At 34.5% G+C, this 23692-nt stretch carries 34 protein-coding genes, 1 other RNA gene and 2 pseudogenes; 34 read left to right on the plus strand and 3 right to left on the minus strand.

Going from position 1 to position 23692, the window contains the following annotated elements; genetic code table 11:
* Positions 1 to 17: 17 nt before the first annotated feature.
* From rplC to ACQQ6V_RS12740, 29 genes are all read left to right on the plus strand, one after another.
* Positions 18 to 641: a 50S ribosomal protein L3 gene (rplC, locus tag ACQQ6V_RS12600; protein WP_448845864.1), complete on the plus strand. Its 624-nt coding sequence runs from the start codon at positions 18 to 20 to the stop codon at positions 639 to 641.
* Positions 632 to 1261, plus strand: a complete 630-nt coding sequence (gene rplD / locus ACQQ6V_RS12605) for a 50S ribosomal protein L4 (RefSeq protein ID WP_448845865.1) — start codon at positions 632 to 634, stop codon at positions 1259 to 1261. The genes rplC and rplD overlap by 10 nt, the downstream gene beginning before the upstream one ends.
* A gap of 3 nt (positions 1262 to 1264) precedes the next feature.
* The gene (gene rplW / locus ACQQ6V_RS12610) at positions 1265 to 1555 is read left to right on the plus strand and encodes a 50S ribosomal protein L23 (RefSeq protein ID WP_448845866.1); all 291 of its coding nucleotides are present in this window, start codon (positions 1265 to 1267) and stop codon (positions 1553 to 1555) included.
* 22 nt (positions 1556 to 1577) lie between these two features.
* Positions 1578 to 2399, plus strand: a complete 822-nt coding sequence (gene rplB / locus ACQQ6V_RS12615; RefSeq protein WP_448845867.1) for a 50S ribosomal protein L2 — start codon at positions 1578 to 1580, stop codon at positions 2397 to 2399.
* Between the two features lie 2 nt (positions 2400 to 2401).
* Positions 2402 to 2680: a 30S ribosomal protein S19 gene (gene rpsS, locus ACQQ6V_RS12620; RefSeq protein ID WP_079667180.1), complete on the plus strand. Its 279-nt coding sequence runs from the start codon at positions 2402 to 2404 to the stop codon at positions 2678 to 2680.
* Between the two features lie 2 nt (positions 2681 to 2682).
* Positions 2683 to 3081 carry a 50S ribosomal protein L22 gene (gene rplV / locus ACQQ6V_RS12625; RefSeq protein WP_448845868.1) on the plus strand — a complete coding sequence of 133 codons (399 nt, stop codon included), beginning with the start codon at positions 2683 to 2685 and terminating at the stop codon, positions 3079 to 3081.
* 7 nt (positions 3082 to 3088) lie between these two features.
* Positions 3089 to 3823, plus strand: a complete 735-nt coding sequence (gene rpsC, locus ACQQ6V_RS12630) for a 30S ribosomal protein S3 (protein ID WP_448845869.1) — start codon at positions 3089 to 3091, stop codon at positions 3821 to 3823.
* A gap of 81 nt (positions 3824 to 3904) precedes the next feature.
* Positions 3905 to 4330 (plus strand): 50S ribosomal protein L16, encoded by a 426-nt coding sequence (gene rplP, locus ACQQ6V_RS12635; RefSeq protein WP_448845870.1) that lies wholly within the window; start codon positions 3905 to 3907, stop codon positions 4328 to 4330.
* Positions 4331 to 4341: 11 nt separating this feature from the next.
* Complete coding sequence (gene rpmC / locus ACQQ6V_RS12640) at positions 4342 to 4530, plus strand: 50S ribosomal protein L29 (RefSeq protein WP_448845871.1); 189 nt, start codon at positions 4342 to 4344, stop codon at positions 4528 to 4530.
* Positions 4531 to 4542: 12 nt separating this feature from the next.
* On the plus strand, positions 4543 to 4797 hold the full coding sequence (gene rpsQ / locus ACQQ6V_RS12645; protein ID WP_448845872.1) for a 30S ribosomal protein S17: 255 nt from the start codon (positions 4543 to 4545) through the stop codon (positions 4795 to 4797).
* Positions 4797 to 5165, plus strand: coding sequence for a 50S ribosomal protein L14 (rplN, locus tag ACQQ6V_RS12650; protein ID WP_448845873.1), 369 nt, complete (start codon positions 4797 to 4799; stop codon positions 5163 to 5165). The genes rpsQ and rplN overlap by 1 nt, the downstream gene beginning before the upstream one ends.
* A 20-nt stretch (positions 5166 to 5185) precedes the next feature.
* The gene (gene rplX, locus ACQQ6V_RS12655) at positions 5186 to 5515 is read left to right on the plus strand and encodes a 50S ribosomal protein L24 (protein ID WP_448845874.1); all 330 of its coding nucleotides are present in this window, start codon (positions 5186 to 5188) and stop codon (positions 5513 to 5515) included.
* A gap of 10 nt (positions 5516 to 5525) precedes the next feature.
* The gene (gene rplE, locus ACQQ6V_RS12660; RefSeq protein ID WP_448845875.1) at positions 5526 to 6077 is read left to right on the plus strand and encodes a 50S ribosomal protein L5; all 552 of its coding nucleotides are present in this window, start codon (positions 5526 to 5528) and stop codon (positions 6075 to 6077) included.
* A gap of 3 nt (positions 6078 to 6080) precedes the next feature.
* Positions 6081 to 6350: a 30S ribosomal protein S14 gene (gene rpsN, locus ACQQ6V_RS12665; RefSeq protein ID WP_448845876.1), complete on the plus strand. Its 270-nt coding sequence runs from the start codon at positions 6081 to 6083 to the stop codon at positions 6348 to 6350.
* A gap of 146 nt (positions 6351 to 6496) precedes the next feature.
* Positions 6497 to 6895 (plus strand): 30S ribosomal protein S8, encoded by a 399-nt coding sequence (gene rpsH, locus ACQQ6V_RS12670; protein ID WP_448845877.1) that lies wholly within the window; start codon positions 6497 to 6499, stop codon positions 6893 to 6895.
* Positions 6896 to 6914: 19 nt separating this feature from the next.
* Positions 6915 to 7460, plus strand: a complete 546-nt coding sequence (gene rplF / locus ACQQ6V_RS12675) for a 50S ribosomal protein L6 (RefSeq protein WP_448845878.1) — start codon at positions 6915 to 6917, stop codon at positions 7458 to 7460.
* An 11-nt stretch (positions 7461 to 7471) separates the two neighbouring features.
* On the plus strand, positions 7472 to 7825 hold the full coding sequence (gene rplR, locus ACQQ6V_RS12680; protein WP_448845879.1) for a 50S ribosomal protein L18: 354 nt from the start codon (positions 7472 to 7474) through the stop codon (positions 7823 to 7825).
* Between the two features lie 20 nt (positions 7826 to 7845).
* Entirely contained in the window at positions 7846 to 8364 is a 519-nt protein-coding gene (gene rpsE / locus ACQQ6V_RS12685) for a 30S ribosomal protein S5 (protein WP_448845880.1), read from the plus strand.
* Positions 8365 to 8374: 10 nt separating this feature from the next.
* Positions 8375 to 8551 (plus strand): 50S ribosomal protein L30, encoded by a 177-nt coding sequence (gene rpmD / locus ACQQ6V_RS12690; protein ID WP_448845881.1) that lies wholly within the window; start codon positions 8375 to 8377, stop codon positions 8549 to 8551.
* 97 nt (positions 8552 to 8648) lie between these two features.
* A complete protein-coding gene (gene rplO, locus ACQQ6V_RS12695) occupies positions 8649 to 9098 on the plus strand; it encodes a 50S ribosomal protein L15 (protein WP_448845882.1) in 450 nt (149 codons plus the stop codon).
* A gap of 10 nt (positions 9099 to 9108) precedes the next feature.
* A complete protein-coding gene (secY, locus tag ACQQ6V_RS12700) occupies positions 9109 to 10488 on the plus strand; it encodes a preprotein translocase subunit SecY (RefSeq protein ID WP_448845883.1) in 1380 nt (459 codons plus the stop codon).
* 7 nt (positions 10489 to 10495) lie between these two features.
* Positions 10496 to 10711 (plus strand): translation initiation factor IF-1, encoded by a 216-nt coding sequence (gene infA, locus ACQQ6V_RS12705; protein WP_147756836.1) that lies wholly within the window; start codon positions 10496 to 10498, stop codon positions 10709 to 10711.
* A gap of 47 nt (positions 10712 to 10758) precedes the next feature.
* A complete protein-coding gene (gene rpmJ, locus ACQQ6V_RS12710) occupies positions 10759 to 10875 on the plus strand; it encodes a 50S ribosomal protein L36 (protein WP_007839480.1) in 117 nt (38 codons plus the stop codon).
* A gap of 14 nt (positions 10876 to 10889) precedes the next feature.
* Positions 10890 to 11267 carry a 30S ribosomal protein S13 gene (gene rpsM / locus ACQQ6V_RS12715; protein WP_448845884.1) on the plus strand — a complete coding sequence of 126 codons (378 nt, stop codon included), beginning with the start codon at positions 10890 to 10892 and terminating at the stop codon, positions 11265 to 11267.
* A gap of 15 nt (positions 11268 to 11282) precedes the next feature.
* Entirely contained in the window at positions 11283 to 11672 is a 390-nt protein-coding gene (gene rpsK, locus ACQQ6V_RS12720) for a 30S ribosomal protein S11 (RefSeq protein WP_448845885.1), read from the plus strand.
* Positions 11673 to 11691: 19 nt separating this feature from the next.
* A complete protein-coding gene (gene rpsD, locus ACQQ6V_RS12725) occupies positions 11692 to 12300 on the plus strand; it encodes a 30S ribosomal protein S4 (RefSeq protein WP_448845886.1) in 609 nt (202 codons plus the stop codon).
* 31 nt (positions 12301 to 12331) lie between these two features.
* Positions 12332 to 13327: a DNA-directed RNA polymerase subunit alpha gene (locus tag ACQQ6V_RS12730; protein ID WP_448845887.1), complete on the plus strand. Its 996-nt coding sequence runs from the start codon at positions 12332 to 12334 to the stop codon at positions 13325 to 13327.
* Positions 13328 to 13335: 8 nt separating this feature from the next.
* The gene (gene rplQ / locus ACQQ6V_RS12735; protein WP_448845888.1) at positions 13336 to 13845 is read left to right on the plus strand and encodes a 50S ribosomal protein L17; all 510 of its coding nucleotides are present in this window, start codon (positions 13336 to 13338) and stop codon (positions 13843 to 13845) included.
* A gap of 128 nt (positions 13846 to 13973) precedes the next feature.
* Positions 13974 to 15329, plus strand: a complete 1356-nt coding sequence (locus ACQQ6V_RS12740) for a DUF4403 family protein (RefSeq protein ID WP_448845889.1) — start codon at positions 13974 to 13976, stop codon at positions 15327 to 15329.
* A gap of 294 nt (positions 15330 to 15623) precedes the next feature.
* On the opposite strand, the gene ACQQ6V_RS12745 is transcribed toward ACQQ6V_RS12740, so the two are convergent.
* Entirely contained in the window at positions 15624 to 16388 is a 765-nt protein-coding gene (locus ACQQ6V_RS12745) for a hypothetical protein (RefSeq protein WP_448845890.1), read from the minus strand.
* A 225-nt stretch (positions 16389 to 16613) separates the two neighbouring features.
* Between ACQQ6V_RS12745 and ACQQ6V_RS12750 the strand changes: the two are divergent.
* From ACQQ6V_RS12750 to ACQQ6V_RS12760, 3 genes and pseudogenes are all read left to right on the plus strand, one after another.
* Positions 16614 to 16736 (plus strand): annotated as a pseudogene (locus ACQQ6V_RS12750) (DUF4403 family protein); the annotation flags it as partial.
* Positions 16733 to 17122: pseudogene (locus tag ACQQ6V_RS12755) on the plus strand (DUF4403 family protein); the annotation flags it as partial. The pseudogenes ACQQ6V_RS12750 and ACQQ6V_RS12755, both read left to right, overlap by 4 nt.
* Before the next feature lie 104 nt (positions 17123 to 17226).
* Positions 17227 to 19782, plus strand: a complete 2556-nt coding sequence (locus tag ACQQ6V_RS12760; RefSeq protein WP_448845891.1) for a M4 family metallopeptidase — start codon at positions 17227 to 17229, stop codon at positions 19780 to 19782.
* Positions 19783 to 19874: 92 nt separating this feature from the next.
* Here the strand turns inward: ACQQ6V_RS12760 and ACQQ6V_RS12765 are convergent, their stop codons facing one another.
* Positions 19875 to 21104 carry a hypothetical protein gene (locus tag ACQQ6V_RS12765; RefSeq protein ID WP_448845892.1) on the minus strand — a complete coding sequence of 410 codons (1230 nt, stop codon included), beginning with the start codon at positions 21102 to 21104 and terminating at the stop codon, positions 19875 to 19877.
* A 189-nt stretch (positions 21105 to 21293) separates the two neighbouring features.
* Between ACQQ6V_RS12765 and ACQQ6V_RS12770 the strand changes: the two genes are divergently transcribed.
* Positions 21294 to 21500: a hypothetical protein gene (locus ACQQ6V_RS12770; RefSeq protein ID WP_448845893.1), complete on the plus strand. Its 207-nt coding sequence runs from the start codon at positions 21294 to 21296 to the stop codon at positions 21498 to 21500.
* Between the two features lie 61 nt (positions 21501 to 21561).
* Here the strand turns inward: ACQQ6V_RS12770 and ssrA are convergent.
* Positions 21562 to 21960, minus strand: a transfer-messenger RNA (tmRNA) gene (gene ssrA / locus ACQQ6V_RS12775).
* A 406-nt stretch (positions 21961 to 22366) separates the two neighbouring features.
* On the opposite strand from ssrA, the gene ACQQ6V_RS12780 reads away from it, so the two are divergent.
* On the plus strand, positions 22367 to 23341 hold the full coding sequence (locus ACQQ6V_RS12780) for a ribonucleotide-diphosphate reductase subunit beta (protein ID WP_448845894.1): 975 nt from the start codon (positions 22367 to 22369) through the stop codon (positions 23339 to 23341).
* The last annotated feature ends 351 nt before the right edge of the window (positions 23342 to 23692 follow it).

Here is a 23692-nt window from a genome sequence, read left to right on the forward strand (position 1 = left end):
AATAATATATATAAATAATGTCAGGTATTATTGGTAAAAAAATCGGTATGACATCTTTGTTTGACGAGAACGGCAAAAACTTGCCTTGTACAGTTATCAAAGCAGGTCCATGTGCGATTTTACAGGTCAGAACCTTAGAAGTTGACGGTTATTCAGCTGTTCAATTAGGTTTCGATGACAAGAGTGAGAAGAACGTTGGTAAAGCGTTAGCTGGTCATTTTAAAAAGGCTGGTTCAACTCCTAAAGCTAAATTAGTAGAATTCCATGATGGTTTCGCTGATGCAAAAATAGGAGAAGAAGTAAATGTTGAGTTGTTCAACGAAGGGGAGTATGTTGATGTAACAGGTACTTCTAAAGGTAAAGGTTTCCAAGGTGTTGTTAAAAGACACAACTTTGGAGGTGTAATGCAAGCGACTCATGGTCAGCACAACAGACTTAGGGCTCCAGGTTCTATCGGTGCTGGATCTGACCCTTCAAGAGTATTCAAAGGGATGAGAATGGCAGGCAGAATGGGAGGTAAGCAGGTAACTGTACAAAACCTTCAAGTGTTAAAAGTAGACCAAGAGCAAAATCTTTTAGTAGTAAAAGGTGCTGTTCCGGGAGCAAAAAATTCTTATGTAATTATCAGAAAATGGAACTAGTAGTATTAAATACATCAGGAAAAGAAACCGGAAGAAAAGTAGCGTTCGACGAAACAGTATTCGGAATTGAGCCTAATCAGCACGCGGTTTACTTAGAAGTGAAACAATATCTTGCTGCTCAGCGTCAAGGTACTCATAAATCAAAAGAAAGAAGCGAAATTACTGCTTCTACTAGAAAACTTAAGAAGCAAAAAGGTTCTGGATCTGCGAGATATGGTGATATTAAGTCGCCAACTTTCAAAGGTGGGGGTAGAGTTTTTGGTCCTAAACCAAGAGATTACCGTTTCAAATTGAACAAAGCGCTTAAGAGATTAGCGAAAAAATCTGTTTTATCTCAGAAAATGAGAGATAACAGCATTAAAGTTTTAGAGAATTTGTCATTTGACGCACCTAAGACTAAAGAATTCATCAACTTGTTGTCTGCTTTAGAACTTAACGGTAGAAAGTCATTGTTCATTCTTCCTGAAGCTAACAAGAATGTATATTTATCTTCAAGAAACTTGCCTAAGACGAAAGTAATGAACTATAACGAAATTAGTTCTTATGACATCGTTAACGCTGGTGAGATTATCTTCTTAGAAGGTGCAGTAGAAAAATTTCAGGACAACTTAAAGAAATAGATCATGTCAGTTATTATTAAACCAATCATCTCAGAAAAAGCTAACTATCTTACAGACCTTAGAGGAGCTTATTCTTTTTTAGTTAACACTAAAGCGAATAAAATCCAAATCAAAGGTGCAGTAGAAGCAGCTTACGGTGTAAAAGTAGCAGACGTTAGAACCATGATTTATGCGCCTAAAGTTTCTTCTAAATACACTAAAAAAGGATTACAAGTTGGTAAAACCAACAAATTAAAGAAGGCAGTTATTACTTTAGCTGCTGGAGAGGTAATCGATATTTTTGCAACGAATTAATTATTAATTATAAATAATAGTAATGTCTGTTAGAAAATTAAAACCTATCACCCCAGGACAGAGATTCAGAATTGTTAACAATTTTGAAGAAATTACTACTAACAAGCCAGAGAAATCTCTAACTGTTGGTATTAAAAAGTCAGGTGGACGTAACCAAACTGGTAAAATGACCATGCGTTACACCGGAGGTGGACACAAAAAGAAATACAGAATTATCGACTTCAAAAGAAATAAGCATGATGTTGAAGCAACGGTAAAAACTGTAGAGTATGATCCAAACAGAACTGCTTTCATCGCTTTGGTGGAGTATGCAGATGGAGAGAAGAGATATATCATCGCTCCTAACGGGATCAAAGTTGATCAGAAAATTATTTCTGGTGAAAGCGTAGAACCTAATGTAGGTAACGCAATGAAATTAAAAAGTATCCCATTAGGTACTGTAATTTCTTGTATCGAAATGAAACCAGGTCAAGGTGCAATTCTTGCTAGATCTGCTGGATCTTCTGCACAATTAACATCAAGAGATGGTAAGTATGCAATCATCAAGTTGCCTTCAGGAGAATCAAGAATGATCCTTACTGAGTGTTATGCAATGATTGGATCAGTATCTAACTCAGATCATCAGTTAACTGTATCAGGTAAGGCTGGTAGAAGCAGATGGTTAGGTAGAAGACCAAGAACAAGACCAGTTGTAATGAACCCTGTAGATCACCCAATGGGTGGTGGTGAAGGACGTTCTTCAGGAGGTCACCCAAGATCTAGAAACGGTATGCCAGCTAAAGGTTACAAAACTAGAAAGAAAAACAAAGTGTCTAACCGTTACATCGTATCTAAAAGAAAATAATTATGGCAAGATCACTTAAGAAAGGACCTTTCATTCATCATACATTAGAGAAGAAAGTACAAGCAAACATAGAGTCTAACAAAAAGACTGTCATCAAAACTTGGTCTAGAGCATCAATGATTTCTCCAGACATGGTAGGTCAAACTATCGCAGTACATAACGGTAAAACTTTTGTTCCCGTTTACGTTACAGAAAACATGGTGGGTCACAAGTTAGGCGAATTTTCTCCGACAAGATCTTTTAGAGGTCACGGTGGTAACAAAAATAAAGGTAGCAGATAATCATGGGAAAAAGAAAACAAGATAGCGCATTAGCAAGAAAAGCAGCTAACCAAGATGTGGTAAAAGCAGCTTTAAACGACTGTCCTTCTTCTCCAAGAAAAATGAGACTAGTTGCTGATATCATCAGAGGAGAACAAGTTGACAAAGCTCTTTATATCCTAAAATTCTCAAAGAAAGAAGCTTCTAACAAATTAGAAAAATTACTTCTTTCCGCTATGGCTAACTGGCAAGCGAAAAACGAAGGTGCTGATATCGAAGAAGCTAACCTTATCGTTAAAGAAATATTTGTGGATAGTGCAAGACAATTGAAGAGACTAAGACCAGCACCACAAGGTAGAGGTCATAGAATCAGAAAAAGATCTAACCACGTTACACTAATCTTAGGAAATAAAGAAAATTAATCAAGGTATGGGACAGAAGACAAATCCAATTGGTAACAGATTAGGTATCATCAGAGGATGGGATTCTAACTGGTTTGGTGGTAACGATTATGGAGACAGAATCGCTGAAGACTACAAAATCAGAAGATACCTTGAGGCAAGATTATCTAAAGGTGGTATTTCAAAAATTTATATTGAAAGAACCCTTAAGTTAGTTACAGTAACTATCACAACAGCAAGACCAGGTCTTATCATCGGAAAAGGAGGTCAAGAAGTTGACAAACTTAAAGAAGAATTAAAGAAGTTGACAGGAAAAGATATCCAAATCAACATCTTCGAAATCAAAAGACCAGAGCTAGACGCTGTATTAGTAGCTGATAGCATCGCAAAACAAATAGAAAACCGTATCTCTTACAGAAGAGCTGTGAAAATGGCAATCGCTTCTACAATGAGAATGGGTGCAGAAGGTATCAAAGTTCAAATCTCTGGTAGATTAAACGGAGCTGAGATGGCAAGATCAGAATCTTTCAAAGACGGAAGAATCCCATTGTCAACTTTTAGAGCAGATATCGACTACCATATCGGTGAAGCATTGACTCAATACGGAAAACTAGGCGTTAAAGTATGGATCATGAAAGGTGAGGTGTACGGCAAGAGAGATCTTTCTCCACTTGTTGGACAACAAAAGAAAGGAGGTCCTTCAGGCGGCGGTAACAGAGAACGTGGCGATAGAGATAGCAGAAGACCAAGAGATAAAAAATAATTAAAAAAATTTTAGAGGATAGTTTTAAATGACCGTTACTTTTTTAAAATCTAAATTCTAAAATCTAAAATTTAAGAAATTATGTTACAACCAAAAAGAACCAAATTCCGTAAAGTTCACAAGATGAAAATGAAGGGGATTGCTCAAAGAGGTAATCAACTTGCATACGGAACTTTCGGAATCAAAGCAACAGAAGGTGCTTGGATCACTGCAAGACAAATCGAAGCTGCACGTATCGCTGCAACAAGATATATGAAAAGAGAAGGTCAATTATGGATCAAAATATTCCCAGATAAACCTATTACCAAAAAACCAGCCGAAGTACGTATGGGTAAAGGTAAAGGTGCTGTAGAATATTGGGTATCTGTAGTTAAGCCTGGTAAAATAATGTTCGAAGTAGGTGGTGTACCTTACGAAGTGGCAAAAGAAGCGTTAAGACTAGCAGCACAGAAACTACCAGTAGTTACTAAATTTGTTGTTGCTAACGATTTTGTTAAACCTCTATAATCTGAAATAAAATGAATAAAGCTGACATCAAAAACTTAAGCGTTGAGGATATCAAAAATCAATTAGCTGAGGCTAGAGTTGCATACAACAAAATGACAATAGCTCACAAAATCAGCCCGATTGAAAATCCAATTCAGATCAGAGATTTAAGAAAAGTAATCGCTAGACTTGAAACTGAGTTAACTAACAAACAATCATAATTCCTTTTTACAATGGAAAGAAATTTAAGAAAAGAAAGAATCGGAGTAGTTTCCAGCAATAAAATGGAAAAAACCATTGTTGTTAGTGAGACTATGAAAATGAAGCACCCAATGTACGGTAAATTCGTTCTAAAAACGAAAAAATATACTGCACATGACGAGAACAACGAGTGCAACGAAGGAGATACAGTTTTAATTTCTGAAACTAGACCTTTGAGCAAGAACAAAAGATGGAGATTAGTAAGAATCATAGAAAGAGCTAAATAATGTTACAAACAGAATCAAGACTAAAAGTAGCTGATAACACTGGTGCCAAAGAAGTACTAGTAATCAGAGTTCTGGGTGGTACCAGAAGAAGATATGCATCTGTGGGAGACAAAATTGTAGTGACTATCAAAGATTCTACTCCACAAGGAAATGCAAAAAAAGGACAAGTATCTAAAGCTGTCGTAGTAAGAACGAAAAAAGCAGTTAGAAGAAAAGATGGATCTTACATCAAATTCGAAGACAATGCTTGTGTACTTCTTAACGCAACTGGAGAAATGAGAGGAACACGTGTTTTCGGACCGGTTGCTCGTGAGTTGAGAGACAAAGAATATATGAAAGTCATTTCATTAGCTCCTGAAGTACTTTAATTTTAAAATTTTACAAAGAAATGTCAAAGTTAAAAATCAAAAGAGGAGATAACGTAATCATCACTACCGGAAAGAAAGAAATTAAAGGTAAAACAGGTGAGATTATCGAAGTGATCAAGAAAGAAGGTAAGGACGCTAGAGTAATTGTAGCAGGTCTTAACATCGTTAAAAAACACGTTAAGCCATCTGCACAAAACCCTCAAGGCGGTATCGTAGAAAAAGAAGCATCTATCCATATTTCTAACGTTATGTTAGTAGATCCTAAAACAGGAAAAGCTACCAAAACTGGTTATAAAGTAGATGGTGATAAAAAAGTAAGATTTGCAAAACAATCTGGTGAAACTTTATAATTAACAGACGATGGAATACATAGTAAGACCAAAAAAAGCATATAAAGAACAAATCGTTCCTGCAATGATGGAAGAATTTGGGTACAAGTCAGTAATGCAAGTACCTAAGTTAGAGAAAATCGTTGTGAGCCAAGGTTTAGGAGCAGCTACTGCTGACAAAAAAATTGTTGACTACGCTGTAGAAGAATTAACCAATATTACTGGACAAAAAGCTGTAGGTACAATATCTAAAAAAGATGAAGCTGCTTTCAAATTAAGAAAAGGTATGCCAATTGGCGCAAGAGTTACTCTTAGAGCTAATATGATGTACGAATTCTTAGACAGATTGACATCATCAGCATTGCCACGTATCAGAGATTTCTCTGGTATCAAAGCAGATGGTTTCGATGGTAGAGGTAACTATAACTTAGGTATTACTGAGCAGATTATCTTCCCTGAAATCGTAATTGACAAAGTGAAAAAAATCCAAGGGATGGACATTACTTTCGTAACAACTGCGAAAACAGATAAAGAAGCTAAAGCATTATTAACACACTTCGGTTTACCGTTCAAAAAGAACTAAGAAATGGCTAAAGAATCAATGAAAGCGCGTGAGCGCAAAAGAGAAGCTGTTGTAGCAAAATATGCTGAAAAAAGAAAGGCTCTTAAAGAGGCTGGCGATTATGATGCATTACAGAAGTTACCTAAAAATGCTTCTCCAGTAAGACTTCACAACCGTTGCAAGTTAACGGGACGTCCAAGAGGTTACATGAGAACTTTCGGACTTTCTAGAGTAACTTTCAGAGAAATGGCTAACAATGGCCTTATCCCTGGAGTTAAGAAAGCAAGTTGGTAATCAACACAAAATTAATCTAGATAGCCAAGTTGGTTTCGAGATATAAGATAAAAGATGTCAGATTATTAATTGATAATCTGACATCCTAAATCTGACATCCAGACACAAAACTAGCTGTTATTAACCAATAATTTAAAAATAAAGAAATGGTAACAGATCCAATTTCAGATTTCCTAACAAGAGTAAGGAACGCACAAAGCGCAGGCCACAAAGTGGTGGAAATTCCTGCATCAAACATCAAAAAAGAGATCACAAAAATTCTTTTTGACCAAGGTTTTATCTTAAACTTCAAGTTTGAAGATAACGCGGTACAAGGGAACATCAAGATCGCTTTAAAATATGATAAGCAAACTAGCAAGCCTGCTATCAAGTCTATCCAAAGAGCATCTCGTCCAGGTCTTAGACAGTACAAAGGTGCTGGAGAATTACCAAGAGTACTTAATGGATTAGGTATTGCTATCGTATCAACTTCTAAAGGGTTGATGACTGATAAAAAAGCAAGACAAGAGAACGTAGGAGGCGAAGTAATTTGCTACGTATATTAATTTTTAATACTAGGAAATAATGTCAAGAATTGGTAAAGCAATTATAGAAATTCCTGCTGGTGTTACAGTAACTCTTAATGAGGATATCGTAACAGTAAAAGGGGCAAAAGGAGAATTATCTCAAACCCTTACAGATGGAATTACATTTGAAGTAAACGATGGCATACTTGCAGTATCTCGTCCTTCAGATTCTAAGCAACATAAAGCGCTTCATGGACTTTACAGAGCGTTAATCAATAATATGATTATTGGAGCTTCTACAGGATTTACTAAGCAATTAGAACTTGTAGGAGTAGGTTATAGAGCATCTAACACTGGAAACAAATTAGAATTAGCTCTAGGTTTCTCTCACGGTATCGTACTAGATCTTCCAAAAGAGATCAACGTAGAAACTTTGACAGAAAAAGGTAAGAACCCGATTATTACTTTATCTTCTCACGACAAACAACTTCTTGGGATGGTGGCTGCTAAGATCAGATCTTTCAGAAAACCTGAACCTTACAAAGGAAAAGGTGTGAAATTCGTAGGCGAAATCATCAGAAGAAAAGCCGGTAAATCTGCATAAAAATTAAGAAAATGGCATTAACAAAAGTTGAAAAGAGAAACAGAATCAAAAGAAGAGTAAGAGGTAAGATCTCAGGATCTGCATCTTTACCAAGATTATCTGTTTACAAAAGTAATAAAGAAATCTACGCTCAATTAGTAGATGATAAAGAGGGTAAAACATTAGTATCTGCTTCTTCTCGTGAGAAAGGTGTAGACGCTAAAGGGACTAAGACTGAAATTTCTGCAGCAGTTGGTAAAGCTATCGCTGCTAAAGCTATCGCTGCTGGTATTGAGAATATCGTATTCGACAGAAACGGTTTCGTATACCACGGTAGAATCAAAGCTTTAGCTGATGGTGCTAGAGAAGCTGGTCTTAAATTCTAATTTATAAATTCAGAAATAATATGTTTGACAACAATATAGAAAGAGTAAAACCTGGAGGATTAGAATTAAAAGATCGTCTGGTTGCTGTAAATAGAGTAACTAAGGTAACAAAAGGTGGTAGAGCATTTGGTTTCTCTGCAATCGTAGTAGTTGGAAATGAAGAAGGTGTTATCGGTTACGGATTAGGTAAGTCTAAAGAAGTTGCTTCTGCAATCTCTAAGGCTGTAGAAGACGCTAAGAAAAACTTAGTTAAAGTACCAGTTATTAATCATACAATTCCTCACCAGACATCTGCAAGATACGGTGGTGCTGATATCTTCTTAAGACCTGCAACTCATGGTACCGGTGTAATCGCTGGTGGTACAGTTCGTATGGTAGTAGAAGCTGCTGGTATCAAAGATATTCTTTCAAAATCTAAAGGATCTTCTAACCCACATAACGTTGTGAAAGCTACTTTCAAAGCATTATTGGACATCAGAAGACCAGAAGAAATTGCAAGAATGAGAGGTATTTCTCTAACTAAAGTGTTTAACGGTTAATATTATAACAATGGCAACAATTAAAGTAAAACAAGTAAGAAGCGCTATTGGTAGAACAAAAACCCAAAAGAGAACGCTTGAGGCATTAGGATTTAAAAAACTTCACCAAGTGATAGAGCACGAAGCTACACCATCAATCTTAGGAATGATTGCTTCTGTAAGCCACTTACTAGAGGTTCAGAAATAATTTAAATAGACGTTAGACGTTAGAAATCAGGTTTGATTGTATTAACATTTTAAATCTGATTTTTAATCTAACAACTAATATCTAAAATCTTTACAAAATGAATTTAAATAACATAAGACCAGCAGCTGGATCTACTTTTAATTCTAAAAGAATTGGTAGAGGACAAGGAAGTGGTAAAGGTGGTACTTCAACAAAAGGTCACAAAGGTCAGAAAGCTAGAGCTGGTTATTCTGAGAAAATCGGTTTCGAAGGTGGACAGATGCCTTTGCAAAGAAGATTGCCTAAATTCGGTTTTAAAAACGTAAACAGAAAAGAGTATAGAGCTATTAACTTAGATACTATCCAAACACTTATCGATACTAAAGGTATTACAGGTGAGATCACTAAAGAAATCCTTATCGAGAACGGTCTTTCTACTAAGAATGAGTTAATCAAAATCTTAGGAAGAGGAGACCTTAAAGCTGGTGTTTCTATCTCAGCTCATAAGTTTACAAAATCTGCTGAAGAAGCTATTAGCAAAGCAGGAGGTAAAGCGATCACTCTTTAATTAAAACCTAATGAAAGAATTTATACAAACACTTAAGAATATTTGGAGCCTAAAGGAATTAAGAGATAAAATTCTCTTGACTTTGTCATTAGTCCTAGTGTATAGATTCGCATCTTATATCTCACTTCCTGCTATTAACATGGCAGAAGTGGGTAACCTTCTACAACATTACCAAAATCAAGGCGGGAACCAACAAGGGGCCGGCCTTTTGGGTTTACTTTCATCATTTACTGGAGGAGCTTTCAGTAGAGCGTCTATCATGGCGCTAGGGATTATGCCTTACATATCTGCATCTATTATTGTGCAGCTAATGGGTATGGCTGTGCCTTATCTACAGAAACTTCAGAAAGATGGAGAAAGTGGTAGAAATACACTTAACCAAATCACAAGATGGTTAACGATTATAGTATGTTTGGTGCAAGCACCTTCTTATCTAACATCGGTAACCCAATTTTTCTTACCGTACACACAGTTCCAATCTGCGTATTATATTGATCCTAACTCTATCATGTTCTGGTTACCTAGTATCGTGATATTAGTAGCTGGATCTGTATTTGCAATGTGGTTAGGAGAAAAAATTACGGACAAAGGTATCGGTAACGGTATTTCTATATTAATTATGGTAGGGATCCTTGCGGATCTTCCAACTGCTTTTATCCAAGAAGTGACAACACAGACTGGTAAAGGAGGTTTTGGTACTATCATGATTCTTGTAGAAGTGTTATTCTGGTTATTGGTGGTATTACTAGCAATAGTATTATCAGTTGCAGTTAGAAAAATCCCTATTCAGTATGTCAGCAGAGCGCAGGCAAGAGGAGGTGTTAACAAAAACCTTATGCAGGGTGCTAGACAATGGATTCCATTAAAAGTTAATGCAGCAGGTGTTATGCCGATTATCTTTGCACAAGCTTTAATGTTTGTACCTGGATTATTAACTAAGGTTGATGAGACAAACACATTTTTGGCAGGTTTCAAAAATGTATTTAGTTGGCAGTATAACGTATTGTTTGCACTACTAATTATTATCTTCTCATTCTTTTATACTGCAATTACAATTCCAGTTAATCAGATGGCGGATGATCTCAAGCGTAATGGCGGATTAATACCTAAGGTTAGACCAGGTAAAGAGACTGCAGATTACCTTGATGATATTTTATCTAAAATAACCTTGCCTGGTGCAATATTTTTATCTATCTTTGCAGTCCTTCCGGCAGTAGTGCACGGAGCGTTTGTTCAGACAGATAGATTTGCCCTGTTTTTTGGCGGGACATCATTATTAATTATGGTCGGTGTTATATTAGACACTGTACAACAAGTTAATACCTATCTGCTGAACCATCATTATGACGGGTTGATGCAATCAAAATTATCAAGATCAACCAACGTATAGTAATTAAATGGCAAAACAAAAACATATCGAACAAGACGGCGTTATTACAGAAGCACTTTCTAACGCTCAGTTCCGTGTAGAACTTGAAAATGGGCATATTCTTATTGCCCATATTTCTGGTAAGATGAGAATGCATTACATTAAACTGCTTCCTGGTGATAAAGTTAGACTGGAGATGTCTCCATACGACTTGTCTAAGGGGAGGATCACTTTCAGATACTAGTATTCTGGAAGATTTTATTTGAATATTAAAAAGAAAATTACTCTCAAATGAAAGTTAGAGCATCTATTAAAAAGAGAAGCGCTGATTGCAAAATTGTACGTAGAAAAGGCGTACTATTCGTAATCAACAAGAAGAACCCTAAATTTAAACAAAGACAAGGTTAAGAACCGATTAAATTATGGCGAGAATTGCAGGTATTGATTTACCAAAGAACAAAAGAGGCGTTATAGGTCTTACTTACATCTACGGTGTAGGAAGAAGCACAGCTTCAGAAATTTTGAAGAACGCTGGTATCAGCGAAGACAAGAAAGTCAACGAATGGAATGACGATGAATTGGCATTAATCAGAAACTTCATCTCCGATAACGTTAAAGTAGAAGGAGAATTACGTTCTGAAACTCAATTGAACATTAAGCGATTAATGGATATTGGATGTCAACGAGGAATACGTCACAGACTGGGATTACCTTTAAGAGGCCAAAGAACTAAGAATAATTCTAGAACCCGTAAAGGAAAGAGAAAAACTGTTGCTAACAAGAAAAAGGCAAGTAAATAATCTGTAGAATTTATTATGGCAAAACAAACTAAAGTTGTTAAAAAAAGAAAAGTAAAAGTTGAGGCTATTGGTGAGGCGCATATCCAAGCATCTTTCAATAACATCATCATTTCTTTAACAAATAAAAACGGAGAAGTAATCTCTTGGGCATCTGCCGGTAAAATGGGATTCAGAGGTTCTAAAAAGAATACTCCTTTTGCAGCTCAGATGGCTGCAGAGAACTGTTCTCAAGTAGCTTTCGAAGCTGGTCTTAGAAGAGTTAAGGTGTTTGTAAAAGGTCCTGGTGCAGGTAGAGAATCTGCTATCAGAACTATCCACAATTCTGGAATTGAAGTTAGCGAGATCGTAGACATTACGCCTATGCCGCACAACGGATGTAGACCACCGAAAAGAAGAAGAGTTTAATTTTTAGAATTTACCCATTATGGCAAGATATATTGGACCTAAAACTAAGATTGCTAGAAAATTTGGTGCTGCAATCTACGGAGATGATAAAAGCTTCGAAAAGAGAAAAAACCAACCACCAGGACAACATGGTCCTAACAAAAGAAGAGGTGCTAAGAAATCAGAATATGCTGTTCAGTTAGCTGAAAAGCAAAAAGCTAAATATACTTACGGTATTTTAGAAAGACAATTTGCTAACTTGTACGAAAAAGCACAAAGAAGCAAAGGAGTTACTGGTGAAGTACTTTTACAATTATGTGAGTCTAGATTAGATAACGTTGTATATAGATTAGGTTTTGCTAAGACAAGATCTGGAGCTAGACAATTGGTATCTCACAGACATATCACTGTTAATGGAGAAATAGTTAACATCGCTTCTTATTTGTTAAAAGTTGGTGATGTTGTAACTGTTAGAGAGAAGTCAAAATCTCTTGAAGTAGTTGCTAATGCATTATCTTCAAAAGCAAATTATGAGTGGTTACAATTCAATGACGAAAAGAAAGAAGGTACTTTCGTAGCTGTACCAGAAAGAATCCAAATTCCGGAGGACATCAAAGAGCAGCTAATCGTCGAATTATACTCTAAATAATAATTTTTTCAAATTTTTGCTCAACCAAACTATGGCAATTTTAACATTTATAAAACCCGATAAAGTAATCCTACTTAATTCTACAGATTTTAAAGGTCAATTCGAATTTCGACCTTTAGAGCCAGGATTTGGATTAACAATCGGTAATGCATTGAGAAGAGTTTTGTTATCTTCTCTGGAAGGATATGCTATTTCATCTATCAAAATAGAAGGCGTAGAGCACGAATTTTCGACAATACCAGGAGTGATTGAAGATGTTACTGAAATCATTCTTAATCTTAAGCAATTACGTCTTAAGTCATCAGTAGAAAATGCTCCTAACGAGCAGGTTAATGTAAAAATTTCTGGTCAAGAAGTTATTACAGCTGGTGATCTACAAAGTGGTATGAGCAGTTTCGAAGTTCTTAACAAAGATCTAGTAATCTGCACAACAACTAAAGATGTTAATTTTGAGATTACTTTCAATATTGAGAAAGGTAGAGGTTATGTTCCATCGGATCAAAACAAATCCAACAATGCACCAATGGGTACAATTGCGATTGATTCTATCTTTACACCAATTAAGAAAGTTCAATATAGTGTTGAGAATTATCGTGTAGAGCAAAAAACAGACTACGAAAAACTTATTTTGGATATTGAGACTGATGGTTCTATCACTCCTCAAAACGCCTTGACAGAAGCTTCTAAGATATTAATTTATCACTTTATGTTATTCTCAGATGAGAGAATCACGCTAGAGACAGAAGCCGTTAAAGCATCTATCCAATATGACGAAGAAACCCTACACACAAGACAACTTCTTAAGTCTAAATTAGCAGATATGGATCTTTCTGTAAGAGCCCTTAACTGTCTTAAAGCAGCTGAAGTAGAAACTCTTGGTGAGCTAGTGGCTTTCAGTAAGTCTGATTTGATGAAATTCAGAAATTTCGGTAAGAAATCTTTAACAGAGCTTGAAGAATTAGTTCATACAAAAGGACTTAACTTCGGTTTTGATGTTGCAAAATATAAGTTAGACGCTGATAAATAATCCTCAAAATGAGACACGGAAAAAAAATCAATCACTTAGGTAGAACAGCTCCACATAGAAAAGCAATGCTGTCTAACATGGCTTGTTCCCTAATTGAACATAAAAGAATCAACACTACTGTTGCGAAAGCGAAAGCTTTAAGAGTGTTTGTAGAACCTCTTCTTACTAAAGCGAAAGAAGATACAACCCACAATAGAAGAACTGTTTTCTCTTACCTTAAGAGCAAAGAAGCAGTTACTGAATTGTTCAGAACGGTTGCACCTAAAATCGCTGAAAGAAATGGAGGCTACACAAGAATCATCAAGACTGGTTTCAGACAAGGTGATGCTGCTGATATGGCATTAATCGAATTAGTTGATTTCAACGAGCTTTACAATCCAAATGAAGCTGAAAAGAAAACAACTAGAAGAAGTAGAAGATCTACTCCAACAACTAAAGAAGCAGCTGTGGTTGCAGAAACTGCTGTTGAAGAGGCTCCTGCTGCTGATGTTGCTACAGAAGAAAAAACTGCTGAATAATTTTATTCACATGTTATATATAAAACCATCTCCACAAGAGATGGTTTTTTTGTTTATAGATCTTAGGTTTGGTAAGATTATTGTTAATTGTTGTCTCTGTCTTATAAGATTATTTAACTATTCCATTTATGAAAAAAATATTTTTCTTATTCTTTCAATTGATTTTTATTGTAGCTTTTTCGCAAGAAATTTATCAGTTTCCTAAGATAAAGTCATCTATTAGTTTGCCTATTAATGTTCCTATTTCTGAGATTAATAATTTGGTTAATCAATCTGTGAAAGGTGTTTTGTATGAAGATACGTCTTTTACAGATAACAATAATGATCAGTTTAAAGTTAAAGTAGAAAAGCTAGGAAATATTAATATTAAGGCTCTTACTAATAATCGATTAATGATTTCTGTTCCTCTTAAAATCTGGGCAGAGAAAGGTTATGGTACTTTGGGTGTCTACGCTTACAACAATACAACATTCAACCTTGTGATGAATTTCATTACCAGTATTTCTGCCAATCCTAATTGGAAATTAGATACACAGACGGTAACTGCTGGTTTTGTATGGAAAGAAAAACCTGTTTTGGATTATGGTAAAGTAAAAATTCCTATTGCTGGTCTTATCGAGTCTACCCTTAAGGAGCAACAGAAAAAATTCACGACAATAATTGACGATCAGATTAAGACTAATTTTAACTTGCAACCTTATCTTTTACAAGCGTGGAATCAGTTTTCTAAGCCCATCAATATTTCTGAAGAGTATAACACTTGGCTTAAGATTAGTCCGCAGAATATACAGATGACACCGTTGCAGGTTTTTGCAGATAAGATCAAAACAACTGTTGGGATAGATCTTTATTCTGAGACTTTTGTTGGATCAGTTCCTACTGCTTCTCTAGCGGTTAACACCATTCCTAATTTTATAGTTAATCCTAATATTTCTAATATATTTAATCTACAAACTACGGCTAACATTAGTTTTCAAGAAGCTACAAGATTAGCCAGAGCACAATTTTTGGACAAAGAATTTGAGTTTCGTGATGGTAAGTCAAAGATTAAAATAACAGCTATTTCGGTTTATGCTAAAGATCAAAAAGTTGTTGTAGAAGCGCAGACAGAAGGCGATATTGCTGGTACATCTTTTATTACTGGAGTACCTATTTATGATCCGATTAATCATAAAATTGCTTTAACCAAAACGGATTTTAGATTAAGAACTAATAATATATTGTACAAAGCTGCTTCTGTTCTGTTTGAAGGTAAGATCCGAAAAATGATAGAAAAAGATTATGGAATTCCACTTTTAGATATAGAAACAATGTCAAAGAAAAGTCTTAATGATAGCTTTAACAAAGAGTATTTTAAAGGAATAAAGTTACAAGGTCAGGTTTTGGATTTACAACCAAGTCAATTCCTTATAAGTCCAGATAATATTACAATTGTTATAGATACCAGAGCACAGTTGCAGATGCATATTTCTGGCATGAATTAGAATAATTGAGTGTTTGGTCTTTAATTTTAGAATTAGATACACTCCCAATAACAGGAACTGGTCCTCCTAAACAATTAAAATATTCTGAAAGTGAATTTTGAAGCAGGGAGTTTCTATAACTGTGACTAAATCTTTAGACCATTATAATGATAAATAGACTTTTTCTTCTCAATATTAAAGGAAAAATATTCATCTAAAAAGGATTACCTTTACAAGTAATCCTTTTTAGAGTCTATAAATTGTATACTAACTTACAATTTAGTATACATTTTATATAAAAGCTAAATAATTAAGTTAATTAGCTCTTATTGCAAAAATATAATTTTCACCATTATTTCCAATAAAAGTAGTAGATACATTCCCATGCAATCGTGACTCAACATCCCAAAGATATAATGTTAATGGTTTTTTTACATCTACTCTTATAATTCCTGATGAGAACATTCCGTACAGATATGCACCTGCACTTCCATTAGATACTTGTGTAAGTACAAATCTATTATTATTAATATAACTAAAATCTGTTTGCTGAGCAGTTGTACTAGAACTATACAATGTAAATCTAGAAGCATATCGTTGGTTAGCCTCCGTTGCACCATTAACTAGAAAACCTATAAAAACAAACCATTTCCCAACTGGTAAATTAATATAGCTATTCATATACTTATCACCTTGAGTACCATAAGTAGTGTTTGTAGTTGTTGTTACTCCTGTAACATTTTCTACTCCCGGCGCAGCCCAGCTTCCCACACCATTATTATCAGATGTTAAAACTTTACCTGTTCCCTGAGTACCATCCACAATTTTTATTGCACCAACAGTTGTACCGTTGTTAATTTCTAATTTTGCTGTAGGAGATGTGGTACCAATACCTACACTACCAGTAGAAGTTACTAAAAAATCATTAGCCTGTTGAGCCGCTGTAGGTGTGCCAGTATTATTATTATCTTTTTCCCCATCAATATGAAATGCATTTTGAGGATTTGAAGTATTAATCCCTACTTGTGCATTAATTATAGCACAAATCATCAAACTAAATGTAATAAATTGTTTTTTCATTTTTATGTTTTTTATATGTTTAAATAAAATTAATTAAATTTAAATTAAATACACTCACGTATAAGTGTTAAATTTTAGTTAATTAATGATTATTTTTAGCTATAAATTAAAATACATTCATGAATTAACAAAAAAGCTATTTTAATTGTAAATATGTCACGTCCTAAAAATCCGATACAGATTAAGACTAATTTTAACTTATAACCTTATCTTTTACAAGCGTGGAATCAGTTTTTTAAGCCCATTAATATTCCTGAAGAGTATAACACTTGGCTTAAGATTAGTCCACAGAATATACAGATGACACCGTTGCAGGTTTTTGCAGATAAGATCAAAAAGTTGTTGTAGAAGCGCAGACAGAAGGCGATATCGCAGGGACGTCTTTTATTATTGGTGAGCCTGTCTATGATCCAATTAATAATAAAATTGTTTTAACCAAAACGGATTTTAGATTAAGAACTAATAATATATTGTACAAAGCTGCTTCTGTTCTGTTTGAAGGTAAGATCCGGAAAATGATAGAAAAAGATTACGGAATTCCACTGTTAGATATAGAAACAATGTCAAATAAAAGTCTTAATAATAGCTTTAACAAAGAGTATTTTAAAGGAATAAAGTTACAAGGTCAGGTTTTGGATTTGCAACCAAGTCAATTCCTTATAAGTCCAGATAATATTACAATTGTTATAGATACCAGAGCACAGTTGCAGATGCATATTTCTGGCATGAATTAGAATAATTGAGTATTTGGTCTTTAATTTTAGATATAATATTTTTTTTAATTGATTTGATTGTAAATATTAAATGTTAATTTTATATTTGTTGCCAAATAATTAATATGAAGAGATCTATATCTATTCTTTCTCTATTGGCATTTGCTATGGGATATTCTCAGGATATCCAAGCCGTTAATGCTCTTAGAAAAGAAACAAATGCCAATATAACCATTAGTAAAAGTACATCAAATCCTAATTTTATTAGATTTGAAAATGGGAATTTACCGCAATTGAAATCTGCTAAAGCTACGGTAAAAGTTGAAGAGTTTTTGAGTAAACATTATAAAGCTTTTAACTTAACTTCCGCTAAGGATATGGTTCTTGTAGAAGATAGTAAGGATAATTATGGGTTCAAAAATGTTGTTTTCAGGCAATATTATAAAGGAGTTCCTGTTTATGATGGTATTTTGAAATTTAACTTTAATAGTAGAGAAGATATTACATCTATTAATGGAAATACAATTTCTAATATAAAGGTAAGTACAACACCTAGCATAAGCGCTTCACAGGCTGCTAGTATTGCTAAGGATTTGATTGTTGCTCAAAACTTGAATAAATCTAACTCTGTTTTAGAAATTAGTAAAAACAATTTATTAATATTTCCTAAGAATTTAGCACAAGGAGGAGTTGCTACACCATATTTGGCGTATGAAGTAGAAATTACTAACAAGAATGATGTTAGAGAATTTTTATTTATCAATGCACATACTGGAGAATTAGTTGAGCAATTTACAGGGATCCATGCTATAGATAGAAAGCTTTATGAGACCAACACTAATACAAACAATTTAAAGTGGAAAGAAGGCGATGCTCTGCCTGGTAGTCTTAATATCTGGCAACGAAATGAAGTCATTACATCTGGACACGTGTATAATTTCTTTAAGAATGCATTTGGCTTTATATCTTTTGATAATAATGATAGGTCAATGATCACCATTAATAATAATCCTAATATTAATTGTCCTAATGCAAACTGGAACGGAATTACGGCTAATTACTGTAATGGTACAGCTTCTGACGACGTTGTTGCACATGAGTGGGGGCATGCTTATACAGAATATACAAGCAAACTTATTTATAATCATCAAGCAGGTGCACTTAATGAATCTTACTCTGATGTTTGGGGAGAAACAATAGATTTATTGAATGACTATAATGACGAAGGAGAGAATTTAGCTGTTAGAACTACAAGTCAGTGTTCAGAATCTACAAGATGGAAAATGGGAGAAAAAGCCTCGGCTTTTGGTAATCCTATCAGAGATATGTGGAATCCTAATTGTAACGGAGATCCAGCCTACGTATTAGATGCAACTTATTATTATTGTGGTAGTACTGTAAGTGCTTTTGTACATAAAAATTCTGGAGTTCCTAATCATCTATATGCTTTGTTAGTAGATGGAGGAAGTTTTAGAGGATATAACATTTCTGGAATTGGATTTGTGAAAGCAGCACATTTGTGGTGGAGAGCACAAAAAAATTATCTAACACAGACCAGTGATTTTGTAAACTTTGCAGATGCTTTAGAAGCTTCTGTTAATGATCTAATAGGAGTTAATCTAGAAGGACTTTCTACTACCGAGACTCCTGCTGGACCAAGTGGTCAAAGCTTTACCGTTGCAGATATCCAAAATATTAAAAATGCAATTTTGTCTGTTCAGCTAAGAGAATCTACCATGACTCAGTGTAACTATAAGCCACTTTTAGCTTCTACTCCAGAGTTATGTAATAATGCAGTAGATGGATCATTGTTCAAAGAAACTTGGGAAAATGGATTAGGAAATTGGACTGTTTCTAATTTGCCTACCAATTCTTCTTCGTGGATTGACAGAAATTGGGTAATCAAAAATAATCTTCCTAATGGTAGATCTGGTAATGCAATGTATGGGACTGCTCCAGTGATTGGTGATTGTAGTACAAGTATACAGAATGGTATCTTACGATTAGAAAGTCCATTAATTAATTTTCCAACTATTACATCAGGAAAATACGAAATGGCATTTAATCATTACGTAGCTACAGAAGAGACTTGGGATGGTGGAAATATCAAGTATAGTCTTAACGGAGGAGCGTGGACTTTACTTCCTAGAACTGCATTTACACAAAATCCTTATAATAAAACTCTAGATAATACAAATAATAGCGATAATCCTATGAAGGGGCAAGCTGCGTTTACGGGGACAGATGCAGGTGGCTTTAAAGGAAGTTGGGGACAAAGTGTTATAGATTTATCAAAAATTGGAGTTACTTCTGGATCTAATATTAAATTTAGATTTGAGTTGGGTACAGATGGTTGTAATGGTATCGATGGTTGGTATCTAGATGAGATCTATGTATATAATTGTAGTGCGAATTTAGCAGTTAATGATGTACAAAAGGATAATGGCTTACAAGCTTTCCCTAATCCTACATCTGGCTTAGTAACGATTCATAATAACCAAAATCTAAAGTTGAAAAATGTAGATGTTTATTCTTCTTCAGGGCAACTGATTAAGACTTTTAACTTAGACAAAGCAGGTAAGTCTTCGGTTATTAACCTAAGCTCTTTTGTTGAAGGAGTTTATGTTTTAAAAATCAATTCTGAAAAAGAATCAACAAATATCAAAATAATCAAAAAATAAAAAGATATTTTATATAAAAGGAGCGATCATATCACTGTAATCGCTCCTTTTTTTTGCTATAATCTATTAATAACCATTGTGATAATGTATAATTATTTATCTAGTTCAGCCCCAATAATTGTCAATTGGTAAGGTTTAGCAGAAACGTTATATTCATTATTAATTTTTAAATCAGAAATTCTTATTTGTTTAAGCTTAGTCGTTCTTGGATCTACCACATAAAGAAATTTTTCTGTAGCTTTTACGACAGGTTTAGAATTGTCAGTGGCTAAAAATCCAGTTACTACTTGTCCTTCTTTCTCGATGGTATTACTCTGAGTATTAATTAATTTTACAACACCAGAGTAGTGAAGAACTATAAGCCTACTAGTAGAAAAATCTTGATATACACTACTAATATCAGTACTTTCTAGTACGGGAGTTATTTTTTTAGTTGATAGATTAATCTCATAAATTCCTTTTTTAGAAGATCTTCCATAAAACTTTTTAGACTCTTTAGAATAATAAATAGACCCCAAAATATCACTTGAGGTAAATCCTTGAGGATTAGGAATTATATATTGCTGTCCAGATTTATTTACGACCAATGCGCCATTATATGAGCCAAATACTGCATTTTCTCCATCCGTTTCGTCACCATGAATTCCGGTTGTTGCAAGCGTAGACTCATTAACCGTGTTGCCTTTGGTATCTACAATCTTCACACGTTCTGGTAGAGAAGAGCTGGCATTCGGTACGGTATTATCATCAGATGTCACAGCATAATTTCCATTAGAAAAGCGTAGCATAGCACCGTGATGTGGCGATGCGGATGGAATATTTACAGTTGTAAAACTTCCCGCAGGATCATTTGCTGTATTTTCATAAGCATAAGAAAATGTGCCTAATCCGTCATTAAAAACAGAAAGTTCTCCAAATTTTGAGGACACATGAGACGGTTTATTGAAAGTTCCCTTCAGAATTGCCCACCCAATTTCGTTAACTGTATGAGTATGATCGCCATGAACAGAAATTCCGGAATCAAATAGTTGTAAACCATTAGCGGCAGAACTTAATAAAATCCCATATCTGTTAGAATTAGTACTGGATAGAGAGGCTTTTGCAAAGTCAGCTTGAAAACTTTTTGTACTGTTGTCAAACGGATTTATCATATTGAGCTCATTAGTCACTTCATCATTTACTAAGATTCTAATTTGTTTAAATTCTAGTTCCGTTGATGGATTATTAGGATTGTTTTGGATATCCTCATCATTTCGACAAGAAATAACACTTGCTATTAGAAAGCTTAATGCACCAATTTTTAGTTTGTTAAAATTTTTCATAAATTATTTTTTTTGTTAATGCAACATGATTGCAAAAGTAACGATTTATTTTATTAATGCAAATTAGTTGCGTTAATAATTTTGATTAAAAATAATTATGACCTAGTTTTTTTTTGTTGATTCAATTTTTCAATTTTTAGTTTAATGCGTTGAAAATCAGATTGTATTTTGTAAGTAATTATGATAGTTATGGATTTCATTCTATTAGGTGGTGATCCAATAGCTTTTCAAGAAGTAGAATTAGAAATTGAAAAACAATTTTTGGAAGAATGTGAAGTTCTTAAAAAATCAAAATTATCTCAATCAAAATTAAGAATCGAGACTGATCGCTTGAAAAATGAATCCAAATTGAAGATAATTAAACAGAAAATGGATATTTCGAGAATTAAGCCTTAATAGGTAAAGATTGTATTTAGATTAAAAAAGCCTGCAAATTATCAATTTACAGGCTTTTACTTGGTGGAGTTGGAGGGATTCGAACCCTCGTCCAAACAAGCAATACATAAGACTTCTACATGCTTATTTTGCTATTGGTTTTCGAGTATAAGCAGAGAGCAAACACCCAACTTATACCTTATCTTCTGAAGTTTTCGAATTTTGGTCAAAGCTCCCAAAACCTTATTTCTGCATTCCTATATCCCATTATCAAACGCCGCAGAACAGAGCGGGTGTGGAATATCTTGCTTCCTTACTATCTTCGGGAAAGCGCTTGTACCTACTAAACTTCGGATTAAGCTGCAAGAGCGAACTCTTCGTTGCCAGTTAAAATTTTGTAGCAAGGGATTTAAGAGATCGCGCTACGGTTCTCTGCATGCTTACTTACCCATTGATCTTGCTGTCGAAACCAGTCAACCCCATTTTTATGTGTAAGATTACAAAATTACAAAAAAATAATGAGGGAGAAATGTTAATTTTTGGATTACATAGTTTTTCATCTTTAATTATAGCCATTAATGTACATTGTTTAATTTTAAAGTATTGATTATTATTATCTTGCTTAGTTTTGTTTAATTGTGTTTCGAGCTATCCACACGTTTTATTTCATAAGTATGCCCTAAGCTTTTGTTCATCGTGTTTTGGGCTCATTGTGGAAAACTTTTCATGGCTTTCTTGTCTTTTGAGATTTCAATTTCTATTTTTGTATGTAAGCATTTAAGGAAAATAAGATCAAATATTGTCTTAGGCAAGAAGTTGATTATTAGTATTTTATTGCTGTTCTATCAAATTAGTATAAGTAACAAATTTAAAATAAAAAGCGCATTATGGGGATTTTTGACAAGAGAGTGAGTTATAAGCCATTTGAGTATCCAGAGGTATTACAATTTGTAGAAGCTATTAATAAATCTTACTGGGTACACTCCGAAGTAGATTTTACAGCAGACGTTCAGGATTTTCATTCTCAGTTAGAGCCTCATGAGAAAAATGCGATTAAGAATAGCCTTTTGGCGATTGCACAGATAGAAGTATCTGTAAAAAGCTTCTGGGGAAATCTTTATAATCACCTTCCAAAGCCAGAACTTAATGGCTTAGGCGCTACTTTTGCAGAGTGCGAATTTCGCCATTCCGAAGCTTATTCTAGATTATTAGAAGTCTTAGGTTATAACGATGACTTTTTAAACGTTGTAGAGATCCCAGCAGTTAAAGAACGTATAGATTATCTGGGGAAAGTATTACAGAATGCTAACTCTACAGAGCCTAAAGCTTATGTTTCGTCCCTGTTACTATTTAGTATTTTGATAGAAAATGTATCCTTGTTTAGCCAATTTGCGATCATTTTGTCGTTTACAAGATTCAAAGGATTCATGAAGAATGTTTCTAACATCATTGCTTGGACCTCTGTAGATGAGCAGATCCATGCTAATGGCGGTATTTATCTTATTAACAAAATCAGAGAAGAGCAACCAGATCTATTAACAGAAAGCGATTTAGAAGATATCTATGACTTGATCGATCAATCTGTGGAGATGGAATATAATATCTTAAGTTGGATTTTTGAGCAAGGCGAAATAGACAATGTTTCCAAAGAAAATCTCCTTAACTTTATGAAATATAGAGTAGATGATTCTCTTAAAAAAATCGGCATGAAGACCAGATACAACGTTAGCGCAGAAGATTATAAGCCGATGATTTGGTTTGAAGAAGAAGTTTTTGCTAACTCAATGGATGATTTCTTTGCCAAGCGTCCGGTAGATTATACCAAGCACGACAAGAGCATTACAGCTAATGATTTGTTCTAGAGAGTAATTTGGGCGCCATTTTCCGCCTTCCGTTCCCGCTTTTTTATAATTTTTAGAAAATTATAAAAAGAGCTCCACTCAAGTCGGGGCGCGATAACGTTAAGAAAGACAATAAGCATCCAAACAGAATATTTGTCATTCCGAAGGAATCCAAACAAGGCTATTAAGATTCTTACAGAATGACAAAAGTGAATAACAATCCTTAAAGGGTTTACCTAATAAAAGCTGCAAAACCTCAACAAAGGCGAAGCATACCCCGACCTGAACGAAGCTCTTTTTGTTTTTGTCATCCTGAGCTGAGTCGAAGGACAGAAAACAAAAAAGCGAGAGTGGAGGGCGGATAAGGTGCCA

The organism is Chryseobacterium electrogenes (genome assembly GCF_053553015.1).